This window comes from Acidiphilium sp. PA (assembly GCF_026191915.1).
In the GTDB taxonomy this organism is placed as follows: domain Bacteria; phylum Pseudomonadota; class Alphaproteobacteria; order Acetobacterales; family Acetobacteraceae; genus Acidiphilium.
This window is the reverse complement of sequence record NZ_JAIMBY010000016.1, coordinates 1-23,910: the sequence shown is the minus strand read 5'-3', so window position 1 is coordinate 23,910 and position 23,910 is coordinate 1. Positions and strand designations below refer to the sequence as shown.

The window sequence follows — 23,910 nt, the reverse complement described above, 5'->3', positions numbered from 1 at the left end:
CCCCTGATCCGGACAAATCAGCGTCCCACATTGGCACGTCTCCAATCCGCACGAAATTCCCCGCGTAACGACGCGAGCGTGGTGGGTGCGGTCATGACCACCCCGACCTCGCGATTGGCATCGAGGCTCGATCGCGAGATGTTCTCCGAGCCGATGAACCCGTAACTGCCGCCCACGATCAGTTTCGCATGAAGATAGATCGGCCGGACCTCCAGCAGCCGCACCTGCATCCCGGCGCGGCGGAGCCGAAGCACATTGGCCCGATCGGTCGATGTCAGTTTTGCGGGCAGCAGAATCCGGGCGAGCTCCCCTTTGCGCGCGATCGCGTGTAGCAGTGCGGGATCGTCGCCCAATTCCTCGGCCTCGATTTCGATCGGACCGGGCTGGCCGAGGATCGCGGCGAGTTTCGGCTCGGCACCGGGCGAGAGCACGAGACGGCGCGATAGCCCCCGGACCATCGAACCGGCCCGGCGATCGGTCCAATCGGCCATGAACACCCGGTGCAGAGCCTGAACGAGGCGAGGATCGTCGCTGGTGCAGAGATATTCCCGATTGCGGTGGAACGCGCTGTAATCCCAGTTCGCGGTGCCGATCAGCACCTTGCCACCGGACACCGCGTATTTGGCGTGATCGAACCGGTAACCTCCCTCGAACCGCGTAGGTGCGGTTCGCACATCGGCACCGCTGGACCGCAGCCGCGCGATCTCCCGCGTGACGAGACGGTGTGCCATCCGGTAGGGCCTGGCATCGACGATCACGCGCACTTGTATGCCGCGCTCGTGGTCCGCTGCGATCACCCTGAGGATCGCGCGGCTGGACAGGTAGTAGACCTCGATATCGACCGGCTGCCGGGCGGTCTCAATGAAGCGGACGATCGGGGCGGGACCGGCGCCGGGTTCGATGAAGAGGCTCATCTGCTCCCCCGCGCGATCGCCTCGATCCGCTGGTTGAGCGCGGTGATCATCTGATGGAATTCCACCGGTGACATTGGCGGCAATCTGGTGCGCTGACGACGCGGCTGCGGTGCCCGCATCGCTTCGACCGCCTGCGATGCCGCCGCGGCATCGCCGCGCGCCCAGGCCTCAGCCTGTTCGATCATCGCGCGGCAGGCCGCGTCGAGAACGGGATCCATAGGTTCCTGATGCAATGCCGCAATCTCGGCCGGGGCTGCTTTCAACATCTGTTGCAGGATCGTCTTCGGCGTTTCATCGGGACCAGCGACCGTTTCGAAACCCGCCCCGTCGTCGAGAGCGGGCACCTGGGTTTCGGGCAGATCCTGCACGTGGCGGCAGAGCGTGTCGGCGACATCCGTCCCGTCGATGATCTTGCCGGTCGCGACGGCTTCGCGCATGCCGGCGAGGATTGCATCGAGCGCGTTGCTCCGGGGCAGCGGGGCAAAGGGGTCGAACTCCCGGCCGGCTCTGCGGATGGCGGTCTCGGCGATCTCGCAGGAGGCAATCAGCGCGGTACGATCGGCCATCGCCATCTGGATCGGGCGGTTGATCCGCGAGACGCCCTTCGGGGCGGGATTGACGTAGATCAGGTTGGCGTACATCCGCATCGCACCGAACAGGATGACCGCCTCGCCTTCAATCTGCCCGCGCAGATCCGCAAAATCCACCCGTTTGGTGCGCTGGACGTCGGCGCGCGAGGTTTCGAGATATCCGCCGACCCCCGAAGAATCATAGCCAGCGACCTGGGTGACAAAACTGTCCCCCGCGGTGTTCTCGACATAGTCCCGGGTCGGGCCGCCTTCCTGAGTCCGCATCAGGATCTGGAGATTGAGATTGCCGAGCCAGGAATAGAGCGCATCGCCGATCCGGGCGCGGATGCCGGCGATCTCCTGAAAGCCGAGCATGAACGCGAAACCGAGCCCGCGCCCCATGGCGAGCATCTTGTCCATGCCGGCAACGGCGTAATAGCCGACCTCGTCGAGGGCGACCGGATAGGCGGAGGGGGAGAAGGACGGATCGTTATCGATGATATCGGCGATGTCGCCTTCGAGGTTCACGCCGAGGACCTGCGCCATCATGTTACGCATGGCCGAGACCACGATCTTGCCGAGAGCCGCGGTGGTTTCGCCGGCGTTCTCGAGGGCGGGCAGGTTGACCACGAGGATGCGGCGGTTGAGGACGATATCGCGCATATCGATGTCGCCGTTCTGGCACTTGAAGATGTGGCCGAGTGTGACGGCCAGCTGGGTGAATGTCTGCCGGAAATGCAGCAGCACGAAACTGTGCTGGCGCGAGGGTTCAGTGGATTTCTGGCGGTTCCAGTCGAGTTGCAGATCGAAATCCCCGGTCTCGCCGAGATAGGCGCGGAGCGGATAGAGCAGCGCATCGGGAATATCCGCGATGTCGATCGCGTGCGGTTCGTCACGGTCGGAGATGCGGACGAGAAATTTCTTCTTGGCCGCGATGGTGGCGACCGAGCGGAGTTCGGTGGCGTAGCGGATGCGCTCGATATCGATCGGGATCTGCTTGTTGTCGCGGACCCAGACGAGGACGGGGGCGAGGGAGCCGAGGAGAGCGATCGCGCCGGCGCGGAAGACGCCGTTGCTGTCACCGCCGCCCGAGGGGTTTTCCTCGATCTGGCTGACCAGGAGTTCGCGCAGCACGTCGGCGTTGCAGGTGGCGAAGGGATTGAACGTGTTGGTATCGCGATTGCCGCTGGCCACGAGGTAGTTCTGGGTCAGCACGTCGTCCTCGCGGCCAGTGCGGCGGGCGAGCGCGATGATATCGCCGTAGAGCCGGTTCTGCGCTTTGCCATCGACGATGGTGAAGCCGCTGCCCTGCAGGAGCGAGTTACTCAGGATGCTGATGATGCCGCGGGTCTTGCCGGCGCCGGTGGTGCCGAGGATCGGGATGCCCTGGCGTATATCGTCATCCGCGGCCCAGACCTGCTTCAGCGAGTTCCAGATATGTCCGAGATAGTAGGTCCCTGCGGCCGGGCGCGGCTTGCGCGAGCCGGGCAGCGGATGGTTGCGGTCCTTCAGCTTGGAGTGGACGGGCAGGCGGAACGGCAGCACGACGGCGCCGGAGAGCGTGTAGAGGGCGATGCCGAGGCTGCCGACCAGGACGAGGTTCAGTGAGGCCGGTTCGACCACGCCGATGAAGCCAAGCCCGATGATCAGGAAGCCACCGAATGCGGTCCGTACCAGATCGAGGAAGCGCGTCGATCCCGGGCGGACGTCGCGATAGAGTTGCGCGCCGGTGCGCTCGGTATTGTTGTCCGGACCGATGACGACCCGCTTGCTCATGAGTGCAATCCGAACAGCGCGCCCGGATCGGGGGGCGGCGGTAGCTGCTGAGGCGGTGCTGCGACGCGGGCGGGTTTGGGCAGTGCGACCCGCAGGTGTGGCTCCAAGGGGGCGACATACGGAGCGGCGACTTCTGCCGAGCGAGCGGGCGCGACGATCGAGGGAATGTCTGGGCCCCGTGCGGGTGCCGCGATGTCGCGGGGGATCAATTCGCTGCCCCGCGACGGTCCCAGTCGGAAGACCGAACCGATCACCATGCCGATGACAAGCATCCCGGCAAAGGTGGCGGTCATGGCGGCAAAACGACCGAAGCGACCGCCAGACGCCGCGGGTGTGGCTTGCGTCGCGGACGCGGCGACCTGAGCCGGAGCGTCCGGGGGACGGGGTGCGTGCTGTTCGGCGGAATACCAATCCCGTTCGCCCCCGCCTGACGGAGGCCAGCTGAGACGGAATGAACAGTCGCGCCACGGCAAGGTCTCGATGCAGGGGAACGGCTCACCTTCGGAGTCGATGGTGATTTGGGGTTTCCCGTCGATCGAGCGCAGGTGGATCAGCATCAGCGTATCTCCTTGATCGGCCGGCCGCGATTGGTCGCATCGCGCAGTCGCTGGTTGATCGCCTCCATCGCCATCTCCATCCGGGGGCGCGGGAGTCTCTGCCGCACCGCCCGTTCGGCCTCCCAATGGGCGCGACTGCCGAGCGCCTCGATCCTCGGGTTCGGCTGGGGCCCATAATCGGTAATGGTCAGGGGAAACCCGAGACTGTGCAGCGCGTACCAGAGCGGGCGATCGACCAGTTTGAGAAAGGCGAACTGGCCGGGTGCGAGAACCCCGGCGCGTGCCCTCGCGTGCATCAGGAGACCCATCAGTGCTGTGGAGGTGAAAGCGTAGGTCGCCATTTCCGCGAGGGCGGGGTGGACGATCTCGGGACGATGCAGGACCGCATCGACCGCGGCGACGGCGTCGGGCGACAGGACGAGCGGGGCTGTCGGGCCGGTGCGGGCAAGCGGATCGGCCTTCCTATCCTGTTGGGCTGCCTCTTCGGGCGTGAGGGGGGCGAGGGATGTGGAGAGGACACCGAGCAGAACGCGGGCTTCGTCGCGTTCGCGCGCGGCATGCAGGCCAAAGACCGCGACCATCGCGCGGACTTGCGGGGTCGCCCCATCGAGACCGCGCCATACCGGTCCCAGCTGGGCGACCAGCGCGCCATGGGCGGCGATCGGATCGTAGCGGCCTTCGGCATCGAGCGCGTACAGGCCGATCCACTCACCGAGATGCAGCGCGAAATCCGCCTGCCTGACCGCCTCCGTGCCGGGCCGGACGAGACTGTGCCGCCGTTCGAGGAAGGCGGCAATCGAGGGGAAATTCAACACCTGCAGCTTCATCAACCCCTCGAAATCCAGCGGGCGCGCGAAGCGCTCGCCGGGGGCCTTCCAGATCGTCAGGGCAGCGAGGCCGGCGAGGAAGAGGGTGACCGGAATACGGTACACCCGCCCGACGAAAGCGCAGGCGAGGACGATCTGATGCAGGGTCACGGTCGCGGGATGGGCGGTTGCCATGGCCTGGCGCGCCTGGTCGACGCTGTGGGTCCAGAGGGAGGCGGGCCAGAGTTCGGCGTGCAGGATCGCCAGAACAAGGAGTGAGATCAGGGCGTGCGCCTTGAACCAGCCGAAGAACAGCAGACCGCCGACCAGGATGATCATGAAGACGAGGGCGAGCCCTGCCTCCTCCAGAGAATTCTGCCGGGTGCGAAGACTGCCGCTCATGATGCCCCGCTTTCATGCGCGCGCATCTCCGCCCGCAGGTGGCGGGCTTCGGCCAGCACCGCGCGGAGATACTCGCCCTCGAAAACTCTCGTGTGGGAATGATAGTAGGCGACACCGCGCCAGAGATGGCCGTGCGCCGCCTTGATCGCCTTGTGCAGAATCCAGGTCCCGGCGATGACGTTGGCGCAGAAACTGTTCTCGAGCTCGGCATAGGTCTGCGGCACCGTTGCGTGCCAATGACGGGCTAGCGTCGGCAACCAGATCTGGTTGATCTGCATCGGGCCAATATCGACGGTGCCGTTGGCATTCGGGTGGACCGCGCCGAGCGAACCGCCTTCGACATGCAGGAGAATGACGATGACGACGGGCGAGATATGCCAGGTCGAAGCGGCGGCTTCGATGCAGGCCGCGATGTGCCGGCCCGTGCTGGAGACCGTGGCTGACGAGCCGGGAGGCGGCAGCGGTTGTGATGCGATCGCGGTGGATGCGCTCGAGGCGGGAGAGGCGAGCAGGCAACCCGCTAAGGCCATCGCCACCAACCATGACCTGATCGGGGGCAACTGCCACGCGGCGCGCGGCTGCCTGCTCATGGCGAGGGTCCTGACAAAGGGGATTGTTCCGGACCTTGCTCGACGCTGGGACTGGAACCGGCTTCGAGACCCGCGGGTCCCGCCATCCGCATCAATCGTGTCCGCGACAACTCGACGACGAGCTTGAGATCGTCCGCCATCAGGCGGCCATTGCGCGCGATCTGATCCGTCGCTTCCATCATTGCCAGGATGACGTCGCTGAAGCGCTGATGCCGCACCGCAGCGACCCGGTAGCCCAGTAGCGAAACCCGCTCCGGCTTCAGATCGGTCTCGACCCCCTGCCCGGTCGCCTCGCGCAGCAGCGCATCGCCGGCGACCAGAAAGGCCGGTAGCAGCCCGGCCGGGGCCGCCGCGACGTGGCTCGGTACCCGGTGGAGATGCCAGCTCGCCATACTGCGCAGCATGACCGGGCGGGAGTCACGGTCGAGCACCGCCTCGAGGACGCGGCTGACCCGGGTGAGATCGAGCGCCGCACTCATGCGTGATACCGTTTCCAGCTATCGCGCCGGGCCGGCCGGATGGGACCGAAGATCCAGCCCCGGATGATACGGAACGCGGCCGTGAACCGGACGCCGGCATATTCCACGCCGGCGAAGATCAGCACACCAACGCCGGCAATCTTCAACGTCAGCAAGCTCCAGTGGACAAGAAAGATCATCAGCGGCACCAGAGCGCGCGCGTCGATCACGAACAACCGGAAGGGCGACATGGTATAGCGCCACACGGATCACCTCCTTTCTGCGGGAATGACATCAGCCGACATCGCCGAACTCCCGGCCGATCAGGTACGCGGTCTCTTCGGTGATCTTGCCCCGCGCGAGCGCGCGCTGGGCTGCCACCCGGAAGGACTGGCCATGCCTGGCCAGCGCATCATGGGCGATCTCGGGCCAGACCGAGGGGGCTGCGCTCAGCAACTTGCGGCGCAGCGCGTCGTCGAACACCAGATACTCACGCAATGCCGTGCGTTTGCCGTCCGCCGAGGGGACGAGGCGCTGGTTGACGACGAGGCGGAGCGATTGTGCCAACTGCACCGCAACCGCCTCGCGTTCGTTGACCGGGCAGAAGCTGACCGCACGCTGGATCGTCTCGACCATGCTGCCGGCGTGCAAGGTTGTGTAGACGCCGCATCCGGCGATCGAGAGATGGCAGGCGGGCACCATCGTTTCGGAATCGCGGCACTCACCGACGATCACCATTTTCGGGTTACGTCGCATCGCATTGCGCGCACCGGCGGCAAAGCTCGGCAGATGACGCGGGATCTCGGATTGGCTGATCCCTGACGAGACGCTGACTATGGAGTCGTAGACGAATTCTATCGGTGCTGCGAGTTCGATGATCCAGCGATTACTTTCGGGATCTTCGAGGATCGCCCGTGTCATCGCCGCGAGCAGCGTACTCTTGCCATTCTCGACCCCGCCGCTGACGATCACGAACCCCTGGCGGATCTTGAAGTTCGCGAGGATGTCCGGCTCGACATCGAGATCGGCCAGTCGCGGCGGCACGGCGGGCAGGGTACGCAGGGTCACCGACCCGCCATCATTGCCGCGCGCGCGTACCGCGGTCGCATTCACCCGGAAGCGGAGCAGGTGCCGGCGGCTCGGACGAAACTCGTAGCTGACGTCGAAATCCTCGCCCGCACGCAGCCTTGCCTGCCCATCCGCGCCGTAGAGCCGGTTGATCGCCTCCTCGACCTCGGCGTCGATCAGGGTGCGGCTGGTAACCGGCATTTCCCGACCGTGGATCCTGATCCAGACAGGCTGGTTGTTCTGCAGGCGGATATCCGATGCGCCCTGTGCGGTCGCCCAGGCCAGAAGATCGTCGAATTCCGATCCCGTGGTCCGGATCGTCTCACCCGGCCAAAGGAGACCGCTCCGGCGGGGCGGTTCCTGGTCCGGTACAATCGTGATGATTTCGTTCATGGCGTCGTCTCCTCGCCATCGCCCCGCAGCAGGGCGATGATCAGGCCAACCCGACGCCCATGGCGGTCGGTGACGGTCATGTGCATGACCGGGCGTCGCCGGCTCAGAAACCGGCAAGCGCCGGCGCCGAGTTGACGAACCATCTGCCAGTGCTGGCTTTGGAAGAAAGCGCCGCCCCACATCGGCCCGGTGTGGCCGATGAGGCGGACCAAGGCGTGTGGCGGCACCACCCAGGGATACTCACCACCCACATGTTCAAGCGGATAGTCCGCCGTCAGTGACCCTTTACCGAAATATCGCACCGTGGAGCGGCACGAGGGCGGCACCATCGGCGAACCATGCTGCGTCGGTGGGGCGATCGGATGGACCGCCAATTGTGCTCGTGCCGCTCCTGGAACCAGTATGAGGGCGGGCAGAACGGTGAAGAAGGCGACCATCGCGGTCTGACGGATCCAGGCCATCACGGTGCCTCCCCGATCGGACCACCGGACGGCAGATAGCCCGGGTGCCAGTCGGCGGTGTCCGGATTGAGACCGGGCTGGTCGGTGATACGAACCACCTGGTTGCCGACGAGCATGCGGTCACGCCCGCCGGAGACGTAGTGGCGATGGCTCTCGGTGTCGGGCGGCTCGACCAGCCCGGCGCGGAGCAGCACGGCGTAGCGCAGCATCCCGATATAATCCGTCTGGAGACGGCCGAGATCGTCGAGGAAGATCTGCACCGCCTGCTGCTCGCCGAGCGCCCAGCCCTGCGCGACCCAGCGTGACCAGTCGGCCGCTTCCGTCGCGTTGTGCGGCATCAGATTGCGGGGGGGTGGTGTCGGTGCCGACCAGCTGCGCACGAGGAACTCGCGCCAGTTGGGCACCGCGGAGGCGAGCCTTGCCTGTTGGGTGATCTGGTAGACCTTGTCCGTCTGCTTCGCGACCTGCCCCCCCGGAGCGAGGGCGAAGGCGAACTGCGCCTCGGTCACGATCGGCGGCACGAGCAGCGTCTGATTGTTGTCGATCGGCTGGACCATCCGGCTGAAATCGAACGTCTTGTCGAGCGTGTGGCGGTGTTGCGAGAGGTCGAGATTGATCGTGTAGCTTTCCGCCGCGAGCCCACCGCGCGCGCCATAGGAGAGCGCAGCCTGACGCAGCGCGTGAAGACGAAGCGGGGAAATCGTCTTGCCGGGGATCTGGCCCGGGCGTGCCGCCTGCAAGGCCGCGAGCGATGGCGGGGCCTGACCGCCGACGATCTGCCCGTTGATCCGTGCGCCGGCGATCGGCGTGTTGAGCGGATTGGCGTTCGCGGCATAGCCGCGATCAACCGCGCCGGCCGATGGGGACAATCCGTATTGCGGGAAAGGGGGCACGCTTGCCGGTCCCGGCCCTGCCCAAGCCGCGTGAACCCGGAACAGGGCGATCGGCAAGGTGATCCCGAGACCGGCGATGCGGCGCAGATGCGGGGTCGACGGCATGGTTCCTCCTGTTCTCATGAGGGGGGTACGTCCAGGCCACCGTTGATTTTGACGACAAGCAGGCGCCAGACCCGATGGCGCATCGCCGTGATCCATGACGACCACTGCGCTTGCGGCATCTGATAGATCTCGAGCACCTGGTTTTGCCGGCGTTCGTAAGCGGTTTGCTCAAAGTACGGCACCGGGGTGATGCCCCGCGTCTTCAGGAGATACTGGCTGTAGAGATAAGCCGCATCGTCCTCGGCATTGCAGGTCACGAACCGCCCGAACCAGCCGGGATGATCATTGACCGCGTAACAGGAGCGGACGTCTCGCGCGACCGCGGGCATTCCATCTGTGGATTCCGAGACGAAGTAATCCACCCCCGAGGACATGAAGGTGTACATGACGACATGCGGGTCATAGAGCATGTTCGCCGCGGCGCGCGGGATCGGGGTCATGGTGGCGGTGACCGTGATCAGTGAGAACAATCCGATCCGGCCGGCGAGCCAGCACCGCCCTCGTGCGGGTTTGCGGCGAGACAGGATCGGCGGCTTTACCCCCGTTGCCATCTCAATCCTCCCGATCCGGACGTGTTTTTACCATAACGTATGCGGAGCGGACGGTGACCGCCCCGGCGCCGAGGCGCTCGTCGCGCACCGCGCGGATAATGCCGATCAGGACGCCGACGCCCATGCTCAGGACGACATCGCGTATATCCTGGCGCGACAGGAGCGTGGAGAATGAATTCCTGAAATACGCGGCATGCACCGCGTAGCTCATCGCCACGAAACCGCCGACCGCGATCCCGTAGCGTGTGCCGGAGAGCGCGATATCGCCGGCGAATGCGGCAAGCTCGCCAACGGGTTCGAAAAACCGGGTTACCGAGCCGGGCGGATCGAGATCGACCGGGTGGTCGGACGGGCGGGACTCAATTTCCATATCTCATGCCTCTCATTCGGACTGAAGCTGTTGCGGGACGGTGCCGGACAAGGCAGGCACCGGCTGGGCGCGGATCATGGGGCCACCGGGATCGACATCGCGCGTAGCCGGGTTGGTGGGAGCCGCAGCCGGAACCGGCGTGACCGCGCCCGTCGCCGCGTTGCCAGGAGGAGATTCGATGACCGAGATCGTATGGGTCCGCGGGTCGATCGACACATCCGCGCTGGATCCGGCCTGGATGCCGAGTTCGCGGATGACGGTGATGACCGGGACGTGATGGACATCGATCGCAACCGGGATCGGGTGGTGCGGCCGGGCGCGTTCGACAATGGCCTGGTAGCCGACGATCTTCGCGAGCGCGCGCACGGCAGGAACGAGATGGCCGTGATATGTCCAGCCGATCGGTTGCTGGAGTTCGGCCGGAACGACGGCGGGCAGACGGGCGGAGGCGAGTTCGGTGACCGGCACGCCGTTGAGTTGCCGGACTGCCGCATCGGTGCGCGCGATCGCCCGGTTCAGCGCCGTCTGGATGTTCGGCATGCCAGGGGTGGCAACAGCCGGTGCTCCGAGCGGTTGCGCCGTGGCACAGCCGGTCAGTCCGATGATCCCTGCCACGCCGATGATCGATCCAATACGCATGGTCATCCTCCTCGCCGGCAAGCTGCCGCCAAACGATGCAAACGGGATCGGTTTTTTCCGGGGGCGCGCATTATTTTATTCGGATGACCAGTTTGTCGAAGATCATGTCGATCCGTTCGAGACCTTCCTGACGACTGGCAACGTCGAACTGGATCAGATCGTGACCATGGATGACGACGTTGCACGAGCCGTTCCGCATCTCGCGCAATGTCATCATGTAGGGGTCACGGATAAACCGCCGCATCCAGACGACGCCGGGGTCATCCGATGGCTGTGTCAGCGTTAGTAAAGGCGCGTACGGACCGATCCCGCGGGGATTGCCGTAGATGTAGATCCTCAGGGCCTGATCCCATTTTACCCGGCGTACCGACAACCGCGACTCGGTGCGCACACGTGCGGAGCGAAGCCGGAGTAGCCGGGACGCGGCGGTCCCGAGATCCGGCGCGGTAAGCCGGACATCGACGCCGATCGGACCGCTGGAGAGGAAGCGGTATCCGATCAGATCGTATCCCTTGCCCACATCGAACCGCAGGATCTGCATGGTAAAATCCTCGGTGAGGACAGACCATGCCTGGAACGCGTCATTGAACGGCGCGGGATCGGTCTGCTCGAACGCCAGTGGCCGGCCGAGCAGATCGAGATGAAACTCCGCAAGATAGTAGAGCTTGTCCCAATGCCCGACATACATCGAATAAAACGACCCGATGCTATCATCAGTAAAGCTCGTCATATCATTCGGCATATCGACAGGGATGAGCATCTGCCCGGGATGCGGCATCGGGCGCACAGGCGTCACGGCTTCACTCGGCCGCATGACGAACCACCAGATCGCCCGTCCGCAAGGATGACGCCATGCCGTAGAGATCGGTGATCTCGCCTGCGATCTCGTCGATCACGCCGGCTTCGGCGCGATCGTCCGCCTCACCGCGTTTGAGACGATCGGTCTTGCGCCGCTCGATCTCGGCCTCGGCGGTTCCCTTGGGAAACAGGCGCGCGAGACGACGCCGCGCCTCGGTCGGCCCGAGCCGCTCATAGAGCCGCCGACGCAGCTGCATGTCGAGCGGCGTCGTGCTCAGCGCCCAGATCTCGATCGGGCCGAGGGAGTTCACCAGCATCTGTTCGTAGCGCTGGTTGTTCACGGTGATCTGCATCAGGAATGGCGCGCCGCCCCCGTTCGGATCGGGTCCCTTCAGCTTGCGCCGCAGCGTCGAGGCGGCTTCCTCTGACAGTGCGAACCGCTCGATGATCTCGTTCGCCTCCATTTCGTCATCGACCCCGAGCAGGTAGCGCTCGTTGGTGAAACTGATCAGATCGTCGTCGAGATGCTTGATGCTCTGGCTCGTGATCACGACCTGAATGCCGAGCTTGCCGCCTTCGAGGACGTCGCTTGCGACCTGGGCGCGGACGAATTTCGAACCCCGGGTGCGATGATATTCATCATAGTCGAGGCGCTTGATCGATTCCGACACATCGGCGATCCGTTTCGCGTGATAGGCGCGCATCGCGTCGGGCACCCGCGCGAGGTCGCGTTCGCGCAGGAAGAAATTGCGCGCGATCATGTGCCGGCCGAGCATGTACATCAGGCTGGTGGTCCGCACCGCTTCCGGCCGGTCGCCCTTGGGGGCCACCCGGTCGAGATCGAGCACGATGACCCGCGCATCCCCGAGATCGATCGAGGTCCGCTGGTTGAGCGAGGGCAGCATCTTGATCAGCGACTTGATGTAGCGCTCGAACACGTCAGGCAGCGGCTCATCGGTGTGCGCGCGAATCTTCTCGAAATTGTCGCGCACCGCGGGCGAACGGGCGGCAGTGATGAGATCCTCGAGGATCGGTACCGCCCAGCGCTGGGCGAGCCCGGCGAGGCGGTACTCGCCCGCCCGGCACAGCAGATCGACGACCTCCCACCAGAACGGCTCGGGCGCGGGACCCGTCGCCTCACCCTCCCCCGATGCCGTGCCAAGCACGTTGTGCAGCCCAGGATCGATCCGGTCGATCGCCGCGTCCACCACGGGCTCGATCCCGCGCTGGTAGACGGCGGGCGCGGTATTGGCCCCACTGTCCGAGCGCATCCGGTAGGCTTCGCTCACGACGAAGCTGATAAACTGATCCATCCCCTCGAATGGCTTGTCGCTCTCGAGCGAGGTGGTCGCCAGTGACAGGAAATTGGTGAGAAACCCTTCCTCGAGATGCAGCGGGAAGCGGCAGCCCAGCTGGGTATCGAAGATGTTGAAATCATATCCCGGGCCGAACTGCATCTCGATGAACACCGCCTCGCCGCGGCGCTCGGGTGGCAGTTCCTCCTGGAGCAGGAGCACAAGGCCAAGCGCGCCGTTGCCGATGTCGAGCTTACCAATCAGCGGAAGCTTGACTCCCTGATTGCCGGTCGCGGCGCGGCTGAGACACAGGCCGAAATTCATCGCATTGGCGAGCATCGACTTGCCCCGTCGCGGCGCTGCAAGGATGGCGATGAAGACCGCTGGACGTCCGCTTCCGGAGGGATCGTAGGGCCAGATCCGGCCATCGGGCGTGCGGAACACAACAGACCCGTCCCGGAACGGCGAGGCTGGTCGGGTGAGCGGCAGCATCCGCAGCGCATCGGAGAGTGGTGCGTAGCCGACCGGCGCGGACGAGCCGAACGCCAGGCCGAGCGCCGAACCCATCACCGCTTGCAAGGGATCCCCGGCGGTCAGGCCGAGGCGGCAATTGCCCCAGCCCTGGATGCGCTGTTCGAGCAAGGCGACGTTGCGGCGGAGGGCGATCTGCTCGCCAGCCGGCACCCAGGTCGCAAAGCTCATCCGCCAGCGGACCGGAATGTCGCTCTGATCCTCCCGCATCCGCGCGAGTGATTCGAACGCTTTCGCCATCTTGCGATTGTCCGGTTCGAAGGCGAGCAGTTCGGCGAAGACGGATTTCATCATCATCGTGGCCGGCCCGCCGCTCTCGAGCCAGACCGCGGCGCGCCAGGGCACCTGGGCGCGGGCGAGACGGGCCACGAGTTCGGCGAAGGGGCGTGGGATTTCCGGACCGAGCACAACCTCGATCGCCGCGTAGTCGTGATCGCCGATGCGGACCACCCGGCTGCCGATCGTCTCGGCATCGTCGCGAAAGATCTGGCTCGGCAGATTAGGCCAGAGCACATGATCGGCGGCCGGTTTTTCACCCTCGTCGGGCATCCGGACGCGGACGGGATCGCCTGGCAGCAGCGGTGTCCAGTTGGAGTCCCGGGTCTCGGGATAGAGCGCTTCGCGCATGGTCACGAGTGCCTCCCGGCAGGGGATTTCCTCGACCATGATCCCCTGCCCGGCAAACGCTGACATCACCCGGTTGACGAAGGCCGCGTGCTTCACCCCCAGGATATCGGAGGCGAGAAAGATGTTCTGCGCCTTGAGCCCGGTCGTTCCGATCCGCGGCGCGCCCTTCGCGGCGGCTTCCTGCGCCGCCTGCGATTGCGATGCCTCCTCGCGCGAGAGCATCGATTTGCGGGTCCAGAGCACGAGATGGGCGTCTTCCCACCGCATCAGGTGGGGCCAGACTTTTGCCCGCTCGGCGAAGATGTCCTCGAACGACATACCGAGCTCGCGCGCAATCGCACGCGGACCCGCGAGCATTGTCTCGAGTACGGAATCCGTCTGGTGCGGATCGCACGCGAACCAGCACTGGATCCCCTGCCCTTTCGCTTCAAGCGATCCTTGAAGTTCGATCCGCAACTCCTCGACGATCCGATCTATCCCCGCCTCGCCGATCATCCGCGTCAGGCCGTGGATGCGGACGAGCGAGACCCGATCGCCCTCGCGGGTAATCAGGGAGCGATCGTCGGCGGTCTCGAGATCGCAAAAACTGTAGAGCGGTGCCGGCATCAGGAACGACGCCTTCGCCGCGATTTTCGCAAATACCGAAAACACCGACATCAGAGGTACCCCGAAACGACCATCTTGCGGAATCGCGCGACGTGACGCTGCTCGACCGGGGTGAGCCAGGCCGCGACCTTGGCGATCGCCATGATTTTGTGGTTCGATGGGTGTTTAACCGACATGAAGCCCTCCTGTTTCATTGATGTGCGTGCTCAGCGAACCTCATCCGACTGCACGGACGGCGAGAGCCGGCTCTGGTCGAGATGCCGACGGTGAGGTCGCGGTTGCAGCCAGCGGCGCAGCTGGTGCGGCGGCTTCACGGAATTGACGATTGCGGGCGATGAACGTCGGGTAGACATCCTGCCCGCCCGCATAAAAACGACCCCGGTGCAGAAATCGCAGTCCGGGGACAAGGCGCGGCGGACAGGTGCCGCGTACCGGATCATGGGCGAGGCAGATATCGACCACATCCGTGACCGTCCGGATCCCCGCCGTCTCGCGAAGCAGTATCCAGCGGTCAAGAAGACCGGCCCAGATTTTGAGGATCTGGCGTGCGTGTGGGCTGTCCTCGCGTGGTGCGCCGGAGAAATCGACCGGCAGGCCGATCGTGTATGCACGCTCGTGCAGGCTGGAGGTCAGGCGGTTGAGCCCGCGCTGCGACATCTCGGGCAACCAGATCGGGAGGATCTCGCGCGCGGCGGTCAGTCGCCCTGCCCCCTGGACGAGAACGCAGGCCGGACACGCCTCGAGCAGATTGCCGGCATCGCAACGACGGCGATCGCCGTCACGGAAAAAAATCAGCGGATCGCCGGCGAACGGCAATCCGCAGAGTTGGCAATGCAACCGGGACGTCTCCGCCACCTTCCGACTGGCAACCCACAAGCCCAGGCCGTAACCGCCGAGGCTGGACGGGTGAACGCCGATCGAGAGGGTCGCGGAGGTCGTCATCGCAACTCAGCCTTGGCCGAACGTCAGCTGCTGTTGCTGGCCAGTCACGGTTGAGTTCGCCGCCGAGACCGTCTGGCTCGAGTAATTGACGATGCTCGGGAGCGTCGCAAAAAAACCCGTGGCCACGAGACCGGCGATAGCATAGCCGAGCCGGTGCTCGCTCGAGTTGGGGTTCTTGCGGTTATGGAAGAACGTATAGCCGGACGCCAGTGCCGCCACGAGCGCAAGCCCGTAGCTGAAAAGGTCGCCGATATACGTTGTGCCGGTGAGCAGGTCGGTGGACGCCGCCTGCATCCGGCCACCGAGCGTGTCGCCGGCCCCTGCGGCCGTGGCCGCGAACGCCGGATGAACCGCCGCTGCGACCGCGAGTGTGGCCAGACCCAACGCGAGGGCGTTCCGGGACTTGAGGGTTTTGGCAAGACGGCGAAACCGCCGCGGTGCCTTCGGGGTGTTGATGGTATCCATCAGTCATCAGGCTCCTGAAACGGAGGGGAAATTCCCTCTCGTGAAGCCAATGCTGCGGGCAAAGGATGCAAACGACACGCGGGAAATTAGCGTCGCACGTAAAAACAATCTTCACGAAACCGGCAGCGTCGCCGGGTTCACGAGGCCTGCGGCGACAAGGAAATTCCTGGCGTCAACTTGGTATTCCGCGATCAGCGGCATGACATGCTCGCGCAGCACTTTGGGGCAGCGGCGCAGCCGCCGGCCGCGATCGTGATCGGGCAGTCGGAGAAGTGCTGCGGCAAAATTGTCCAGGAACGCCTCGTGATCGGGGCGCAGGCCGTGTTGGATTTCCCATTCGACCTTCGCGCGGCGCGCCCGGCAGACGGCTTCGTTGACGACCCGGTCGCGCTGGGCCTGCGTCAGGTCCGCCATCGCGGCGCGGGCCAGGTCGCGGCAGCCCGGCCCATGGGCGATGCGCAGAGACGCCACCCGCGTCTCGAAATCGGGGATCGGGAGATCGGGTACGCCGGCTTTAGCGCCAGATCCGTTTAGGTTGGAGCCGTTCATGCGAGACCAGATCATGTGAAATACCCCATGATCGTCTGTGAGATGAACACGATGTTCATCAGGGCGATCCCGAAGACGAATTGCACCATTGGCAAGGAGTAGCCGTGCCGCCGCTTGCCCTCGGCGACAGCCTTCGCGCCGAGCCAGGCGAGGAGCACGTTGAATGCCCCATAGGCCACGAAGAAGGCGGAAAACGCTGAGATGATGTTGAGAAAACTCTGCTCGGGCGTCGATCCCATCATGCCGGTTCCGCCGACCTGCGGCGCGGTGAAGGGGGTAAACCCCGTCTGGATCGAGGTCTGAGTCCCCCCTCCGAACGTGTTGTTGGAGAAATTGAGGAATTTGTTGAAATCGACCAGCACCGTCCCGAACAGTAGCAGCAGGGGCGGCATATATTTCCGGGAGGACCAGTAGGTGCCGGGCTTCATCATCTGCCATGCGCCGTACCCGGCGAGGAGGAAGCAGGAGAGCCCGACCACAAAGCAGATCAACGGGATCAGGATACTCAGGACATTGGCGATGTCCGTGCTGAAATTCACGAAGCCCTGCATGGCGTCCCCTCCCCGCCCGCCTGCTCAGCGGATCACGCCGTGGTCGGTCGTGACGATCCATCCCGATCCGTACTGCACGATCGAGATCACCCGTCCCACGCCGGGCACGACGCTGCCGACCGAGACTTCGTAGGTCACGCCGTGGCGGATCAGCATGGCAAGGCCGGGGCTGGCGGCCTGGATGCGGTAGGAAGCGGGGCTGACCGGTGCGACGTGCGGTTCTGCCGCCGGGAAGATCTGCGCCGAGTGGACCGGCAACGGTCTCTGCGCCTGCGCGGCGGGGTCCGACGCGCCCGCAAGCGCGAGGGCGTCGTGCGCCTGGTCGAAGGTCAGGCGCTGGTTGAAGGCCAGCATCTGGTGATCCACCTGATGGCGGAGCGTGGAGATTTCGGTTTGCATGGCGGCGTTCTGGCTCCGCAGCTCCGCCACAAGACGGGCGAGTGCTGCCACCAGCGACATCGTCTTGACCTCATAGGTGCGCGACGCCGGGGCGGCGATGAGCTGTGTCGCGACCTTTACGGGATGAGGGACCGACTGGAGCGTGCCGGCCGGCGGGATGGGTCCGACGAGCGGCGAGGGCGGCACAATTTTTGCGCTTGCCGGCGTGGCTCTCGTTACGGCAGCATCCGCCGGAACCGCCGGTGTCGCAAGCTGCGTCGTTGAGCCTGGGCCCGTTCCGACACCCGGCATAGGGGAGGGCGCGATCCCGGTTACGGACGCCCTGATCGCGCCGGGAGCCCCATTTGTCGCGGCCGTGGTGATCGCCGACGATCTCTGTCCGGGCGGTGCAGGCGTCGGTGGCGGTTTCGGTGTGGTGGTTGATTTAGCGGGGCTCTTGCCGAACATGGGCGATACGGAAAGGCCCGGGATCGCGGTGTTCAGTGGTGTCTTGCCAGCAGTCGGATGGTTGAGCACGCTCGCGGAGTTATGAGCTTTCGGCAGGGGGATAGTGCCGGTGGCAGCAGTCTCATGTCTCAGGCGGGCAATGGTCGCGAGCAGCGGTTTGTGCAGGATCACGCCCGCGGAAACCGCCACGACGACGATCGCCGTGGTGGCGAACAGGAACCCCTGCCGCCGTGGTTTTCGAGAAGCGGAAACCGGCGCACGCGCGGGCGGCGCCGCCGGTCCCGAGAAACCGGGACCACCCCCCTCCCTGCCTCCACCCGATGCACCATCGCTCGCGGTCTCACCGACACACTCATCCGCGGCGTGTCCGGCGGTCCCGTGTCCGTCTACATGCTCCGGTCCGGTGCCGTCGGCCGGTTGGTAGAGTGGCGGTCCGGTGAATTCGGGCGGCAGGTCAATCGTCGTGTCCATGGCTGGTCTCCTTGATCGAAGCGTGATCGTCCCGGCGGATGATGCAAACGAGAAACCTCAATGTTCGCCGGCCGGCGCCTTGACGGGTTTGAGGAACAAAATGCCGACGTCGGCGTCCGCGGCGAGCTCCACGGTCGGGCCGTGCGGTGCGGTGTTCTGGATCAGCTGCCCCGCCGTCTGCCCCGCCGTACCGGCCGCGACGCCGAGCGACTGGCCGAGATTGAGGTGATTGAATTGGGTCACGCCGCCCAACGCACTTTCCTGGATCACCGAGTTCGCCGACTCGATCGCCTGACCGAGCCCTTCGACGAAAGCGGCGGCGATCGGCAGGACGAAGCGCTCGGCATAATGGTGATCGACGCTGGTAGCGACCGCTTCCTGCACGGAATTGGGGGCAACGACCAGCGCGTCGATTGGCACCGATTGTCCGTCCTGCAGCGAAAGCCGATCAAGCTTCACGACCAGCCGATCGCCCGCCGTCGTAAAGCGCCCACTCATCCGGTCGCCGGCGATCGGGCCGCTTTCGGCCTGGACGACAACCGTCCCGCCGCTCTGGTCACTGCTGACGCCAGTCAGGGTCTCGCCGTAGATCCCGCGGTCCGCGGGGATCAGGACCGTCTCAGCCGGGGTCGGCGCCGGACCGGATGCAGCAGTGGGTACGACGCGGGCAGCCACGTTCGCCGATCTGCCGGACAAGCCGCTGGCAGGAGGACGCGGCGGCTTTGCATCGCTGTTGACGTAGACATGGGTGGCGTAAGAGGGCCCCGGCATCTCGCCCTGAAGAGAACCCAGCGCGGTTTTGTAGGCGTTGTAGCGGGCGATGTTGAGCGATGGCGGAGGATCCGTGACACCCGCGACCGATGGCTTCTGGTACGATATCGGAATCGTTGTCGCGGGCTGCGGTGCAGGAGGCACCGGCGCCGGGAGATCGACCTCCGAAGGCGTTGCTGTGACCGCAGGAGGAAGGATTGCGGTTGCCGAGCGGTTTTGGTGGACCGCGGCGAGCGCCGTGCGCCTGATCTCCTCCGTGGTCACGTTACGGATGTATGGCGTGGCCTGATCGCCGCCCGGGGACGCATCGGTGTCCGGCAAGGCGGAAGCGGCGACCTTAACGGGCTGCGCTGCCTTTCCTCCGAATTCGTGCCAGGCACCGATGCCGAAGGCGACGGCAATGATCCCGCCAATGATCCCGGTGCGCCTTGCAGAGCGGTTCGCGCGCATTCGCCGAAAGATCGACATGATCAGTCCTCCTTGAAGCTCACAGAGAAAGTATGTCCCGCCGCAGACATCAGGATCACAGGCGTGGGCGGCATCACGTAGATCGTCACCCCGCCGACCGAGTGTTCGCTCGCATCCCATTCCGGCGAGAGGATCGTGTAGCGGGTACGAACGACCAGCTGATGACGGTAGCGCCAGGCGCGGATGTTCTCGGGCGATCCCCCGACGACAGCCAACGGCACCGCCGATGCCGGGGGTTCGCCGTCAAGCATCGCGGTGAGGTACGGCGCCCCGGTCTCAGGGGCATTCTGCCGCGCGATGATCCGGGGCTTTGCGTCAGGACCGGACTGGAGCAGTCGCACATCCACCGTCGAGTCATAGGCCCTCGTGCCGGAGACCAGCAGGAAGCTGAGCGGCTGTGGTGCATCCACGAGATTGACCAGGAGGCCGCCACGTGGATACCGCGATTGCGGCATGATCTCGAGCGTGTTCGATCCTTTGAATGGGACGCACACCCGAAATCCGGATGACATGACGGCAGGCGCACCGCCAGCCGGAGGCCCTTGCTGTGCAGCCCCGCCGCCTCCGCTGCAATCACCACCTCCCTTGGTCGCACTCGATTCAGTCCAGGCGATCGGCCATGGCGCGCCGGTCGAGTCCACGAACGTGACGGCGGTCGGATAGCCGATCACGGTTTGAATGATCGTGGTGACACTGCCGGGCCCGAATCCGGCCGCAACCGACGTCGTTGTCGGTACCGCTTGCATCGGAATGGCCGCCTGGGTCTCCGCGCGCTCATCTTCATGATAGCGATGCGCCAGACGCTGGATCATCCAGGGCGCGAGTGGACTCTGGGCCTGCTCCGCCGCATCGAAGGCCGGGTGTTTCGCACCGGGCCATGCCGTAAAGGCAGGCGGAGGCGCGGCCTGACCGTTGTTCGCACTCTGCCCGAACGAAGCGACCGGGAGAGCCACCAATACCGCGACGGCGCCAAGCCATACAGACCGTTTGATCGTCGGACGATCGCGCATTTCAGGATCCTTTGCTGATGGCGGTGAATTTCATGATCTCGAGCCCGCCCGCGTGGCGCATGACTGACGTCCGGCGCACCACGACGTGGACGTCATAGCGGCGCGACACCAGGCCATTCGGGTTCTGCCATGTCACGATCATCGGGAAAGCAACGGTAAAGCGGGCGTCGCGACCGAAGGTGCGATGCACGACCACCGGGTCCGCGGCTCGCTGGGCGAAGCCGGTCAATGCTTCCGCCAACAGCTTATGCAGATCGCTCTCCGAGCCGCCTGCCTTGTAGGACGCAGCAAAAGATTGCCACGCCGCAGTGCTGAACCGCTGGCGCACACGCGTCAGAATCGCCTGGAAATCAACCGGGTCGATCGCATAGGCCGAGGTAATGGTCCGGGCCGCCCAGCGAGCGATGTAGGCCTCGCTCAGGGCCAGATTATGAAGCGGCGTGATGCGGAAGGATACCGTTGTGCCGATCGCCTCGACCGGCGGCACTGGCGGGGATAGGAGGGTCGGGGCTGCCGCAACGAGGACGAGGCACCCGACGATCCCCTGCGCGATCGAGAGAACCGCACCGCGCACCAGCCGTTGGTAAAGGCCGACGACGAGATGGGTTTCAGACACGGCCAGTTCTGCCGTGGCGATATTGCGGGATGGGGAGATGTCCAGCGCGAGACTCATTGCGGTACCGCGTTGATCTGCTCGATGGCGACACCGGCTTTGTCATGACCAAAGGACGCGCGGCGGACCCAGATTTTGACGTTGAGCACGTCATTGATCTGCTCGGTCTGGTTCTCATACCGGACGGTGACCGGATCCAAAATTTCCCAAGTGTAGTAGGGGCCGATCACCCCCTTATCGATGATGCGGGCGGCACCGTCCGGCACAACCCAGCCGACCATCCGCGCGGACCGGATTTTCGCAAGATTTCCAGACTTTTTCAGCGATGCAGCGAAAGAGTTCCACGCTGGTGTCGTGAATCGCGGTGCCACCCGATCAAGATGGGTCGCGTAATTCTTCCAGTTGATGGCATAGGCCCCGCGCACCGTATCCGCCGTCCATTGCAGAACCCGCCGATCCGACAACAGCGGTCGATCGAGCGGCACGATGGCGACCGGACGGCTGTTACGACCGGTGGCGACCGGAATCATGGCGGGTGGATGCAGCCGCTGCCAGCCCCACAGTGCAACCACCAACAAAAGCGTCGACGCGAACGTTAGATTCCCATATTGCTGGAGCCTGATCAGACGCAGAAGAAAACTGGGGTCGACCAGCTTACGCGAGACCGCTTCGCTTCGGTTCATCATGGTGGCCATCCTTTCTCATCACGGCCAGACGACGACCGGAAGATGAAAACGGGAAGGCATCGCAAATCGAGCCTGGCAAAAAATCTTCGGGGCCCGAGCAACAAGCTTCACGCTAGCAAAACGCGAAGCAAGCGGATGCTTGAGCCGCCCGGTAGGCCGACTGGGTCGCGGTTTGTCGGCGCGACCAGAAATATTCCCCCCGCTCCCGATCCAGGCAGATATATCCCGTCTCGCGCATCAGCAAGCGTCCATCCGCTTCCCGGGTCCGGCCAGGGAGACACGCCCGCGTCGCTCGTGTCGACACCGATCCCGGCGTCGTCCCCAGGTCGCGGGCGATCGCGGCGGGAGTCCATCCCTCCAGCCAGCGTGCGCAGAGTGTGGCTGTACGGTCCAGCGTCCAGCGAAAGATCGACCTTGTTTCGGCTGGCGGTGACCCTTGAGCGGACAGCATGTCGTCGATGGCGCGCTCCGAGGCTTGCCGCGTCGCGATTCCTGTCAGGGTCGCGAGCTCTGTCCAGGCTTTTGCGCGTTTTCGCTGCAAGAAACCCATTTTCCGAAGCTTGCGCTTGATGGCGCTCTCGCTCCGTGCCAGCTCGGACGACATTTCGTGTATGGGAACACGGTTCAGCCAGGCTCTTGCCAGAAAGGCGAGTTGTCGCGGGGTGTAGAGCCGCGTGGTGGTACGAAGGGTGCCAGGCTCGAGGACTCTATCAGGAGCGAGCCGTGCGATACCCTTTTGGGGCGCCATAAGATCAAGCGAGGCGGCCAGGTCTCGGACCGCATCGTCCGCCATCCCGAGTGTCGCCCCGATCAATGCCACCGAGCACTGCCGCAGGGTCATCAGGCGCATGATCATTGTCGTCTCCGGATCGACCGTAACCGAAGGCGAACCGCTGCCCGATCTGTCAGGTGCGATCTCAGCGGGAACCGCTGTTGACCTACCCCGGGAAAAGTGCTGCACAGGCAGTAACGGATCAGCATTTAACCAGTAAAGGCGACCAGAATTGTCTTTCGGTTCATCGCCACGCACATCAGCACGCACGTCCAGGCATGAGGACATAGCAAGCTCCCGCTCGAAGCGCGGAGCACCATGACCGGGCCATACCGATCCCACGACCGCGCAAACTCTGGCTGTTTTGCTGCACACTTGCGAAATGGAGCAAGAGGAAAATCACGCCTGCACAACCAGATTTCATGCAGAAAAAGCGTTTCTCGTTTTCATCTATCTACCCATCGGGCCAGTTTGTCTGTACAAATAATAAATCGTTTTATTGCCGACGCTACCTAGGATTGCGATCCTACGATGCGTCCGGTTTCGGCGGAAAGACTCGAAATCAATACGTTACGAATCGTTGTTAAGTCAGCGAAAACCACGCTCAGTAATTATTGAATAAATCCGCATTCTTTCAGGCAGTTTAATTAGTAGCCTGGATGAGGCTGCACCGCATTGCCGTCCACCTACGCGTGGTACGGTCTCCTCACGCGAATGTTACAGCTGCCATCGCGTCACCGGCCCAGGCGATGCGCCTATTCCGGACGCAATAAAATGCGCGCTAGCTGTTCGCATCCAGCAGTGTGCCAACTCGCTATACTGCACAACCTGGTACAAGGAGCCCGATATGCTTCATACTATTGTCATATGTCACTCATGGCGCAGGATTTGCGTGGCCGCGATCATCGGACTGCTGCTGACGCCGATCGGAGCACGCGCAGATTTCTCGATGTCCACGAACACGGCTCCAGCATCGACGCCGCTGTCCCATCGCAGCGTTTGGGCGCGATCGGCCTACCCGCTGGCCATCGGATACGGAAACGAGATTCCTCTGACCTTCGCCCTCCGCCAAATCGTCCCGCACGGTGTCCTTGTCGTGGTCCGCCAAGGTGTCAGCCGATCTACGATCGTATCGTGGCATGGCGGTGTCCCCTGGGATATCGCGCTCCGGCGCGCTCTTGGCCCGGCCGGGCTGCGCGCGATGATCACCCCCGTCGAAGTTAGCATTACAGTTGCATTTTTTAGTTGCTAAACGCGTTGAACTCTGAATCAATGGGTGACCATGAGTCGGAGGTCATGGATTTTGAGTGCATCAATCGAAGCGACGCTGGAATATTGGGCGAAGTCACTGCGCGAT

At 64.4% G+C, this 23,910-nt stretch carries 27 protein-coding genes; 1 reads left to right on the top strand and 26 read right to left on the bottom strand.

Annotation, left to right across the window (positions count from 1 at the left end; genetic code table 11):
* Window positions 1-17 precede the first annotated feature (17 nt).
* From AruPA_RS16085 to AruPA_RS15960, 26 genes are all read right to left on the bottom strand, one after another.
* On the bottom strand, window positions 18-914 hold the full coding sequence (locus tag AruPA_RS16085) for a phosphatidylserine/phosphatidylglycerophosphate/cardiolipin synthase family protein (RefSeq protein WP_265637787.1): 897 nt from the start codon (window positions 912-914) through the stop codon (window positions 18-20).
* The gene (locus AruPA_RS16080) at window positions 911-3,259 is read right to left on the bottom strand and encodes a type IV secretory system conjugative DNA transfer family protein (RefSeq protein ID WP_265637786.1); all 2,349 of its coding nucleotides are present in this window, start codon (window positions 3,257-3,259) and stop codon (window positions 911-913) included. Before AruPA_RS16080 ends, AruPA_RS16085 begins: the two co-directional genes overlap by 4 nt.
* On the bottom strand, window positions 3,256-3,816 hold the full coding sequence (locus AruPA_RS16075; protein ID WP_265637785.1) for a hypothetical protein: 561 nt from the start codon (window positions 3,814-3,816) through the stop codon (window positions 3,256-3,258). The genes AruPA_RS16080 and AruPA_RS16075 overlap by 4 nt, the downstream gene beginning before the upstream one ends.
* Complete coding sequence (locus AruPA_RS16070) at window positions 3,816-5,024, bottom strand: hypothetical protein (RefSeq protein WP_265637784.1); 1,209 nt, start codon at window positions 5,022-5,024, stop codon at window positions 3,816-3,818. Before AruPA_RS16070 ends, AruPA_RS16075 begins: the two co-directional genes overlap by 1 nt.
* Window positions 5,021-5,614, bottom strand: a complete 594-nt coding sequence (locus AruPA_RS16065) for a lytic transglycosylase domain-containing protein (protein ID WP_265637783.1) — start codon at window positions 5,612-5,614, stop codon at window positions 5,021-5,023. Before AruPA_RS16065 ends, AruPA_RS16070 begins: the two co-directional genes overlap by 4 nt.
* Window positions 5,611-6,093: a hypothetical protein gene (locus AruPA_RS16060; protein WP_265637782.1), complete on the bottom strand. Its 483-nt coding sequence runs from the start codon at window positions 6,091-6,093 to the stop codon at window positions 5,611-5,613. The genes AruPA_RS16065 and AruPA_RS16060 overlap by 4 nt, the downstream gene beginning before the upstream one ends.
* Window positions 6,090-6,338, bottom strand: a complete 249-nt coding sequence (gene icmT, locus AruPA_RS16055) for an IcmT/TraK family protein (protein WP_265637781.1) — start codon at window positions 6,336-6,338, stop codon at window positions 6,090-6,092. Before icmT ends, AruPA_RS16060 begins: the two co-directional genes overlap by 4 nt.
* 28 nt (window positions 6,339-6,366) lie before the next feature.
* Window positions 6,367-7,533 (bottom strand): ATPase, T2SS/T4P/T4SS family, encoded by a 1,167-nt coding sequence (locus AruPA_RS16050; RefSeq protein ID WP_265637780.1) that lies wholly within the window; start codon window positions 7,531-7,533, stop codon window positions 6,367-6,369.
* A complete protein-coding gene (locus AruPA_RS16045; RefSeq protein WP_265637779.1) occupies window positions 7,530-7,994 on the bottom strand; it encodes a hypothetical protein in 465 nt (154 codons plus the stop codon). Before AruPA_RS16045 ends, AruPA_RS16050 begins: the two co-directional genes overlap by 4 nt.
* Window positions 7,994-8,992, bottom strand: coding sequence for a type IV secretory system conjugative DNA transfer family protein (locus AruPA_RS16040; RefSeq protein ID WP_265637778.1), 999 nt, complete (start codon window positions 8,990-8,992; stop codon window positions 7,994-7,996). Before AruPA_RS16040 ends, AruPA_RS16045 begins: the two co-directional genes overlap by 1 nt.
* Before the next feature lie 14 nt (window positions 8,993-9,006).
* Window positions 9,007-9,543 (bottom strand): hypothetical protein, encoded by a 537-nt coding sequence (locus AruPA_RS16035; protein WP_265637777.1) that lies wholly within the window; start codon window positions 9,541-9,543, stop codon window positions 9,007-9,009.
* A 1-nt stretch (window position 9,544) separates the two neighbouring features.
* Window positions 9,545-9,913: a hypothetical protein gene (locus AruPA_RS16030; protein WP_265637776.1), complete on the bottom strand. Its 369-nt coding sequence runs from the start codon at window positions 9,911-9,913 to the stop codon at window positions 9,545-9,547.
* Window positions 9,914-9,925: 12 nt separating this feature from the next.
* A complete protein-coding gene (locus AruPA_RS16025; RefSeq protein WP_265637775.1) occupies window positions 9,926-10,552 on the bottom strand; it encodes a DotD/TraH family lipoprotein in 627 nt (208 codons plus the stop codon).
* A 70-nt stretch (window positions 10,553-10,622) separates the two neighbouring features.
* The gene (locus tag AruPA_RS16020) at window positions 10,623-11,339 is read right to left on the bottom strand and encodes a hypothetical protein (RefSeq protein ID WP_265637774.1); all 717 of its coding nucleotides are present in this window, start codon (window positions 11,337-11,339) and stop codon (window positions 10,623-10,625) included.
* Window positions 11,340-11,352: 13 nt separating this feature from the next.
* On the bottom strand, window positions 11,353-14,460 hold the full coding sequence (locus AruPA_RS16015) for an ATP-binding protein (protein WP_265637773.1): 3,108 nt from the start codon (window positions 14,458-14,460) through the stop codon (window positions 11,353-11,355).
* Window positions 14,460-14,585 (bottom strand): hypothetical protein, encoded by a 126-nt coding sequence (locus AruPA_RS16010; RefSeq protein ID WP_265637772.1) that lies wholly within the window; start codon window positions 14,583-14,585, stop codon window positions 14,460-14,462. The genes AruPA_RS16015 and AruPA_RS16010 overlap by 1 nt, the downstream gene beginning before the upstream one ends.
* Window positions 14,586-14,625: 40 nt before the next feature.
* Window positions 14,626-15,351, bottom strand: a complete 726-nt coding sequence (locus tag AruPA_RS16005; RefSeq protein WP_265637771.1) for a hypothetical protein — start codon at window positions 15,349-15,351, stop codon at window positions 14,626-14,628.
* Between the two features lie 6 nt (window positions 15,352-15,357).
* On the bottom strand, window positions 15,358-15,816 hold the full coding sequence (locus AruPA_RS16000; protein WP_265637770.1) for a hypothetical protein: 459 nt from the start codon (window positions 15,814-15,816) through the stop codon (window positions 15,358-15,360).
* Window positions 15,817-15,927: 111 nt separating this feature from the next.
* The gene (locus AruPA_RS15995) at window positions 15,928-16,380 is read right to left on the bottom strand and encodes a hypothetical protein (RefSeq protein WP_265637769.1); all 453 of its coding nucleotides are present in this window, start codon (window positions 16,378-16,380) and stop codon (window positions 15,928-15,930) included.
* Window positions 16,377-16,916, bottom strand: a complete 540-nt coding sequence (locus AruPA_RS15990) for a hypothetical protein (protein ID WP_265637768.1) — start codon at window positions 16,914-16,916, stop codon at window positions 16,377-16,379. Before AruPA_RS15990 ends, AruPA_RS15995 begins: the two co-directional genes overlap by 4 nt.
* Before the next feature lie 24 nt (window positions 16,917-16,940).
* A complete protein-coding gene (locus AruPA_RS15985; RefSeq protein ID WP_265637766.1) occupies window positions 16,941-18,233 on the bottom strand; it encodes a hypothetical protein in 1,293 nt (430 codons plus the stop codon).
* A gap of 57 nt (window positions 18,234-18,290) precedes the next feature.
* Window positions 18,291-19,472: a DotG/IcmE/VirB10 family protein gene (locus AruPA_RS15980; protein WP_265637765.1), complete on the bottom strand. Its 1,182-nt coding sequence runs from the start codon at window positions 19,470-19,472 to the stop codon at window positions 18,291-18,293.
* A gap of 2 nt (window positions 19,473-19,474) precedes the next feature.
* Window positions 19,475-20,482 (bottom strand): DotH/IcmK family type IV secretion protein, encoded by a 1,008-nt coding sequence (locus tag AruPA_RS15975; protein WP_265637764.1) that lies wholly within the window; start codon window positions 20,480-20,482, stop codon window positions 19,475-19,477.
* A 1-nt stretch (window position 20,483) separates the two neighbouring features.
* The gene (locus AruPA_RS15970; RefSeq protein ID WP_265637763.1) at window positions 20,484-21,155 is read right to left on the bottom strand and encodes a DotI/IcmL family type IV secretion protein; all 672 of its coding nucleotides are present in this window, start codon (window positions 21,153-21,155) and stop codon (window positions 20,484-20,486) included.
* Window positions 21,152-21,781 carry a DotI/IcmL/TraM family protein gene (locus AruPA_RS15965; protein WP_265637762.1) on the bottom strand — a complete coding sequence of 210 codons (630 nt, stop codon included), beginning with the start codon at window positions 21,779-21,781 and terminating at the stop codon, window positions 21,152-21,154. Before AruPA_RS15965 ends, AruPA_RS15970 begins: the two co-directional genes overlap by 4 nt.
* 112 nt (window positions 21,782-21,893) lie before the next feature.
* On the bottom strand, window positions 21,894-22,637 hold the full coding sequence (locus AruPA_RS15960) for a hypothetical protein (RefSeq protein ID WP_265637761.1): 744 nt from the start codon (window positions 22,635-22,637) through the stop codon (window positions 21,894-21,896).
* Between the two features lie 808 nt (window positions 22,638-23,445).
* On the opposite strand from AruPA_RS15960, the gene AruPA_RS15955 reads away from it, so the two are divergent.
* Window positions 23,446-23,805, top strand: coding sequence for a hypothetical protein (locus tag AruPA_RS15955; RefSeq protein WP_265637760.1), 360 nt, complete (start codon window positions 23,446-23,448; stop codon window positions 23,803-23,805).
* Window positions 23,806-23,910 lie beyond the last annotated feature (105 nt).

Excerpts from the sequence above, each read along its gene's own strand:
- AruPA_RS16085 (WP_265637787.1), bottom strand. The coding sequence starts at position 914 with ATGAGCCTCTTCATCGAACCCGGCGCCGGTCCCGCCCCGATCGTCCGC.
- AruPA_RS16080 (WP_265637786.1), bottom strand. The coding sequence starts at position 3,259 with ATGAGCAAGCGGGTCGTCATCGGTCCGGACAACAATACCGAGCGCACC.
- AruPA_RS16075 (WP_265637785.1), bottom strand. The coding sequence starts at position 3,816 with ATGCTGATCCACCTGCGCTCGATCGACGGGAAACCCCAAATCACCATC.
- AruPA_RS16070 (WP_265637784.1), bottom strand. The coding sequence starts at position 5,024 with ATGAGCGGCAGTCTTCGCACCCGGCAGAATTCTCTGGAGGAGGCAGGG.
- AruPA_RS16065 (WP_265637783.1), bottom strand. The coding sequence starts at position 5,614 with ATGAGCAGGCAGCCGCGCGCCGCGTGGCAGTTGCCCCCGATCAGGTCA.
- AruPA_RS16060 (WP_265637782.1), bottom strand. The coding sequence starts at position 6,093 with ATGAGTGCGGCGCTCGATCTCACCCGGGTCAGCCGCGTCCTCGAGGCG.
- AruPA_RS16050 (WP_265637780.1), bottom strand. The coding sequence starts at position 7,533 with ATGAACGAAATCATCACGATTGTACCGGACCAGGAACCGCCCCGCCGG.
- AruPA_RS16045 (WP_265637779.1), bottom strand. The coding sequence starts at position 7,994 with ATGGCCTGGATCCGTCAGACCGCGATGGTCGCCTTCTTCACCGTTCTG.
- AruPA_RS16040 (WP_265637778.1), bottom strand. The coding sequence starts at position 8,992 with ATGCCGTCGACCCCGCATCTGCGCCGCATCGCCGGTCTCGGGATCACC.
- AruPA_RS16035 (WP_265637777.1), bottom strand. The coding sequence starts at position 9,543 with ATGGCAACGGGGGTAAAGCCGCCGATCCTGTCTCGCCGCAAACCCGCA.
- AruPA_RS16030 (WP_265637776.1), bottom strand. The coding sequence starts at position 9,913 with ATGGAAATTGAGTCCCGCCCGTCCGACCACCCGGTCGATCTCGATCCG.
- AruPA_RS16025 (WP_265637775.1), bottom strand. The coding sequence starts at position 10,552 with ATGCGTATTGGATCGATCATCGGCGTGGCAGGGATCATCGGACTGACC.
- AruPA_RS16015 (WP_265637773.1), bottom strand. The coding sequence starts at position 14,460 with ATGTCGGTGTTTTCGGTATTTGCGAAAATCGCGGCGAAGGCGTCGTTC.
- AruPA_RS16010 (WP_265637772.1), bottom strand. The coding sequence starts at position 14,585 with ATGTCGGTTAAACACCCATCGAACCACAAAATCATGGCGATCGCCAAG.
- AruPA_RS16005 (WP_265637771.1), bottom strand. The coding sequence starts at position 15,351 with ATGACGACCTCCGCGACCCTCTCGATCGGCGTTCACCCGTCCAGCCTC.
- AruPA_RS16000 (WP_265637770.1), bottom strand. The coding sequence starts at position 15,816 with ATGGATACCATCAACACCCCGAAGGCACCGCGGCGGTTTCGCCGTCTT.
- AruPA_RS15995 (WP_265637769.1), bottom strand. The coding sequence starts at position 16,380 with ATGATCTGGTCTCGCATGAACGGCTCCAACCTAAACGGATCTGGCGCT.
- AruPA_RS15990 (WP_265637768.1), bottom strand. The coding sequence starts at position 16,916 with ATGCAGGGCTTCGTGAATTTCAGCACGGACATCGCCAATGTCCTGAGT.
- AruPA_RS15985 (WP_265637766.1), bottom strand. The coding sequence starts at position 18,233 with ATGGACACGACGATTGACCTGCCGCCCGAATTCACCGGACCGCCACTC.
- AruPA_RS15980 (WP_265637765.1), bottom strand. The coding sequence starts at position 19,472 with ATGTCGATCTTTCGGCGAATGCGCGCGAACCGCTCTGCAAGGCGCACC.
- AruPA_RS15975 (WP_265637764.1), bottom strand. The coding sequence starts at position 20,482 with ATGCGCGATCGTCCGACGATCAAACGGTCTGTATGGCTTGGCGCCGTC.
- AruPA_RS15970 (WP_265637763.1), bottom strand. The coding sequence starts at position 21,155 with ATGAGTCTCGCGCTGGACATCTCCCCATCCCGCAATATCGCCACGGCA.
- AruPA_RS15965 (WP_265637762.1), bottom strand. The coding sequence starts at position 21,781 with ATGATGAACCGAAGCGAAGCGGTCTCGCGTAAGCTGGTCGACCCCAGT.
- AruPA_RS15960 (WP_265637761.1), bottom strand. The coding sequence starts at position 22,637 with ATGATCATGCGCCTGATGACCCTGCGGCAGTGCTCGGTGGCATTGATC.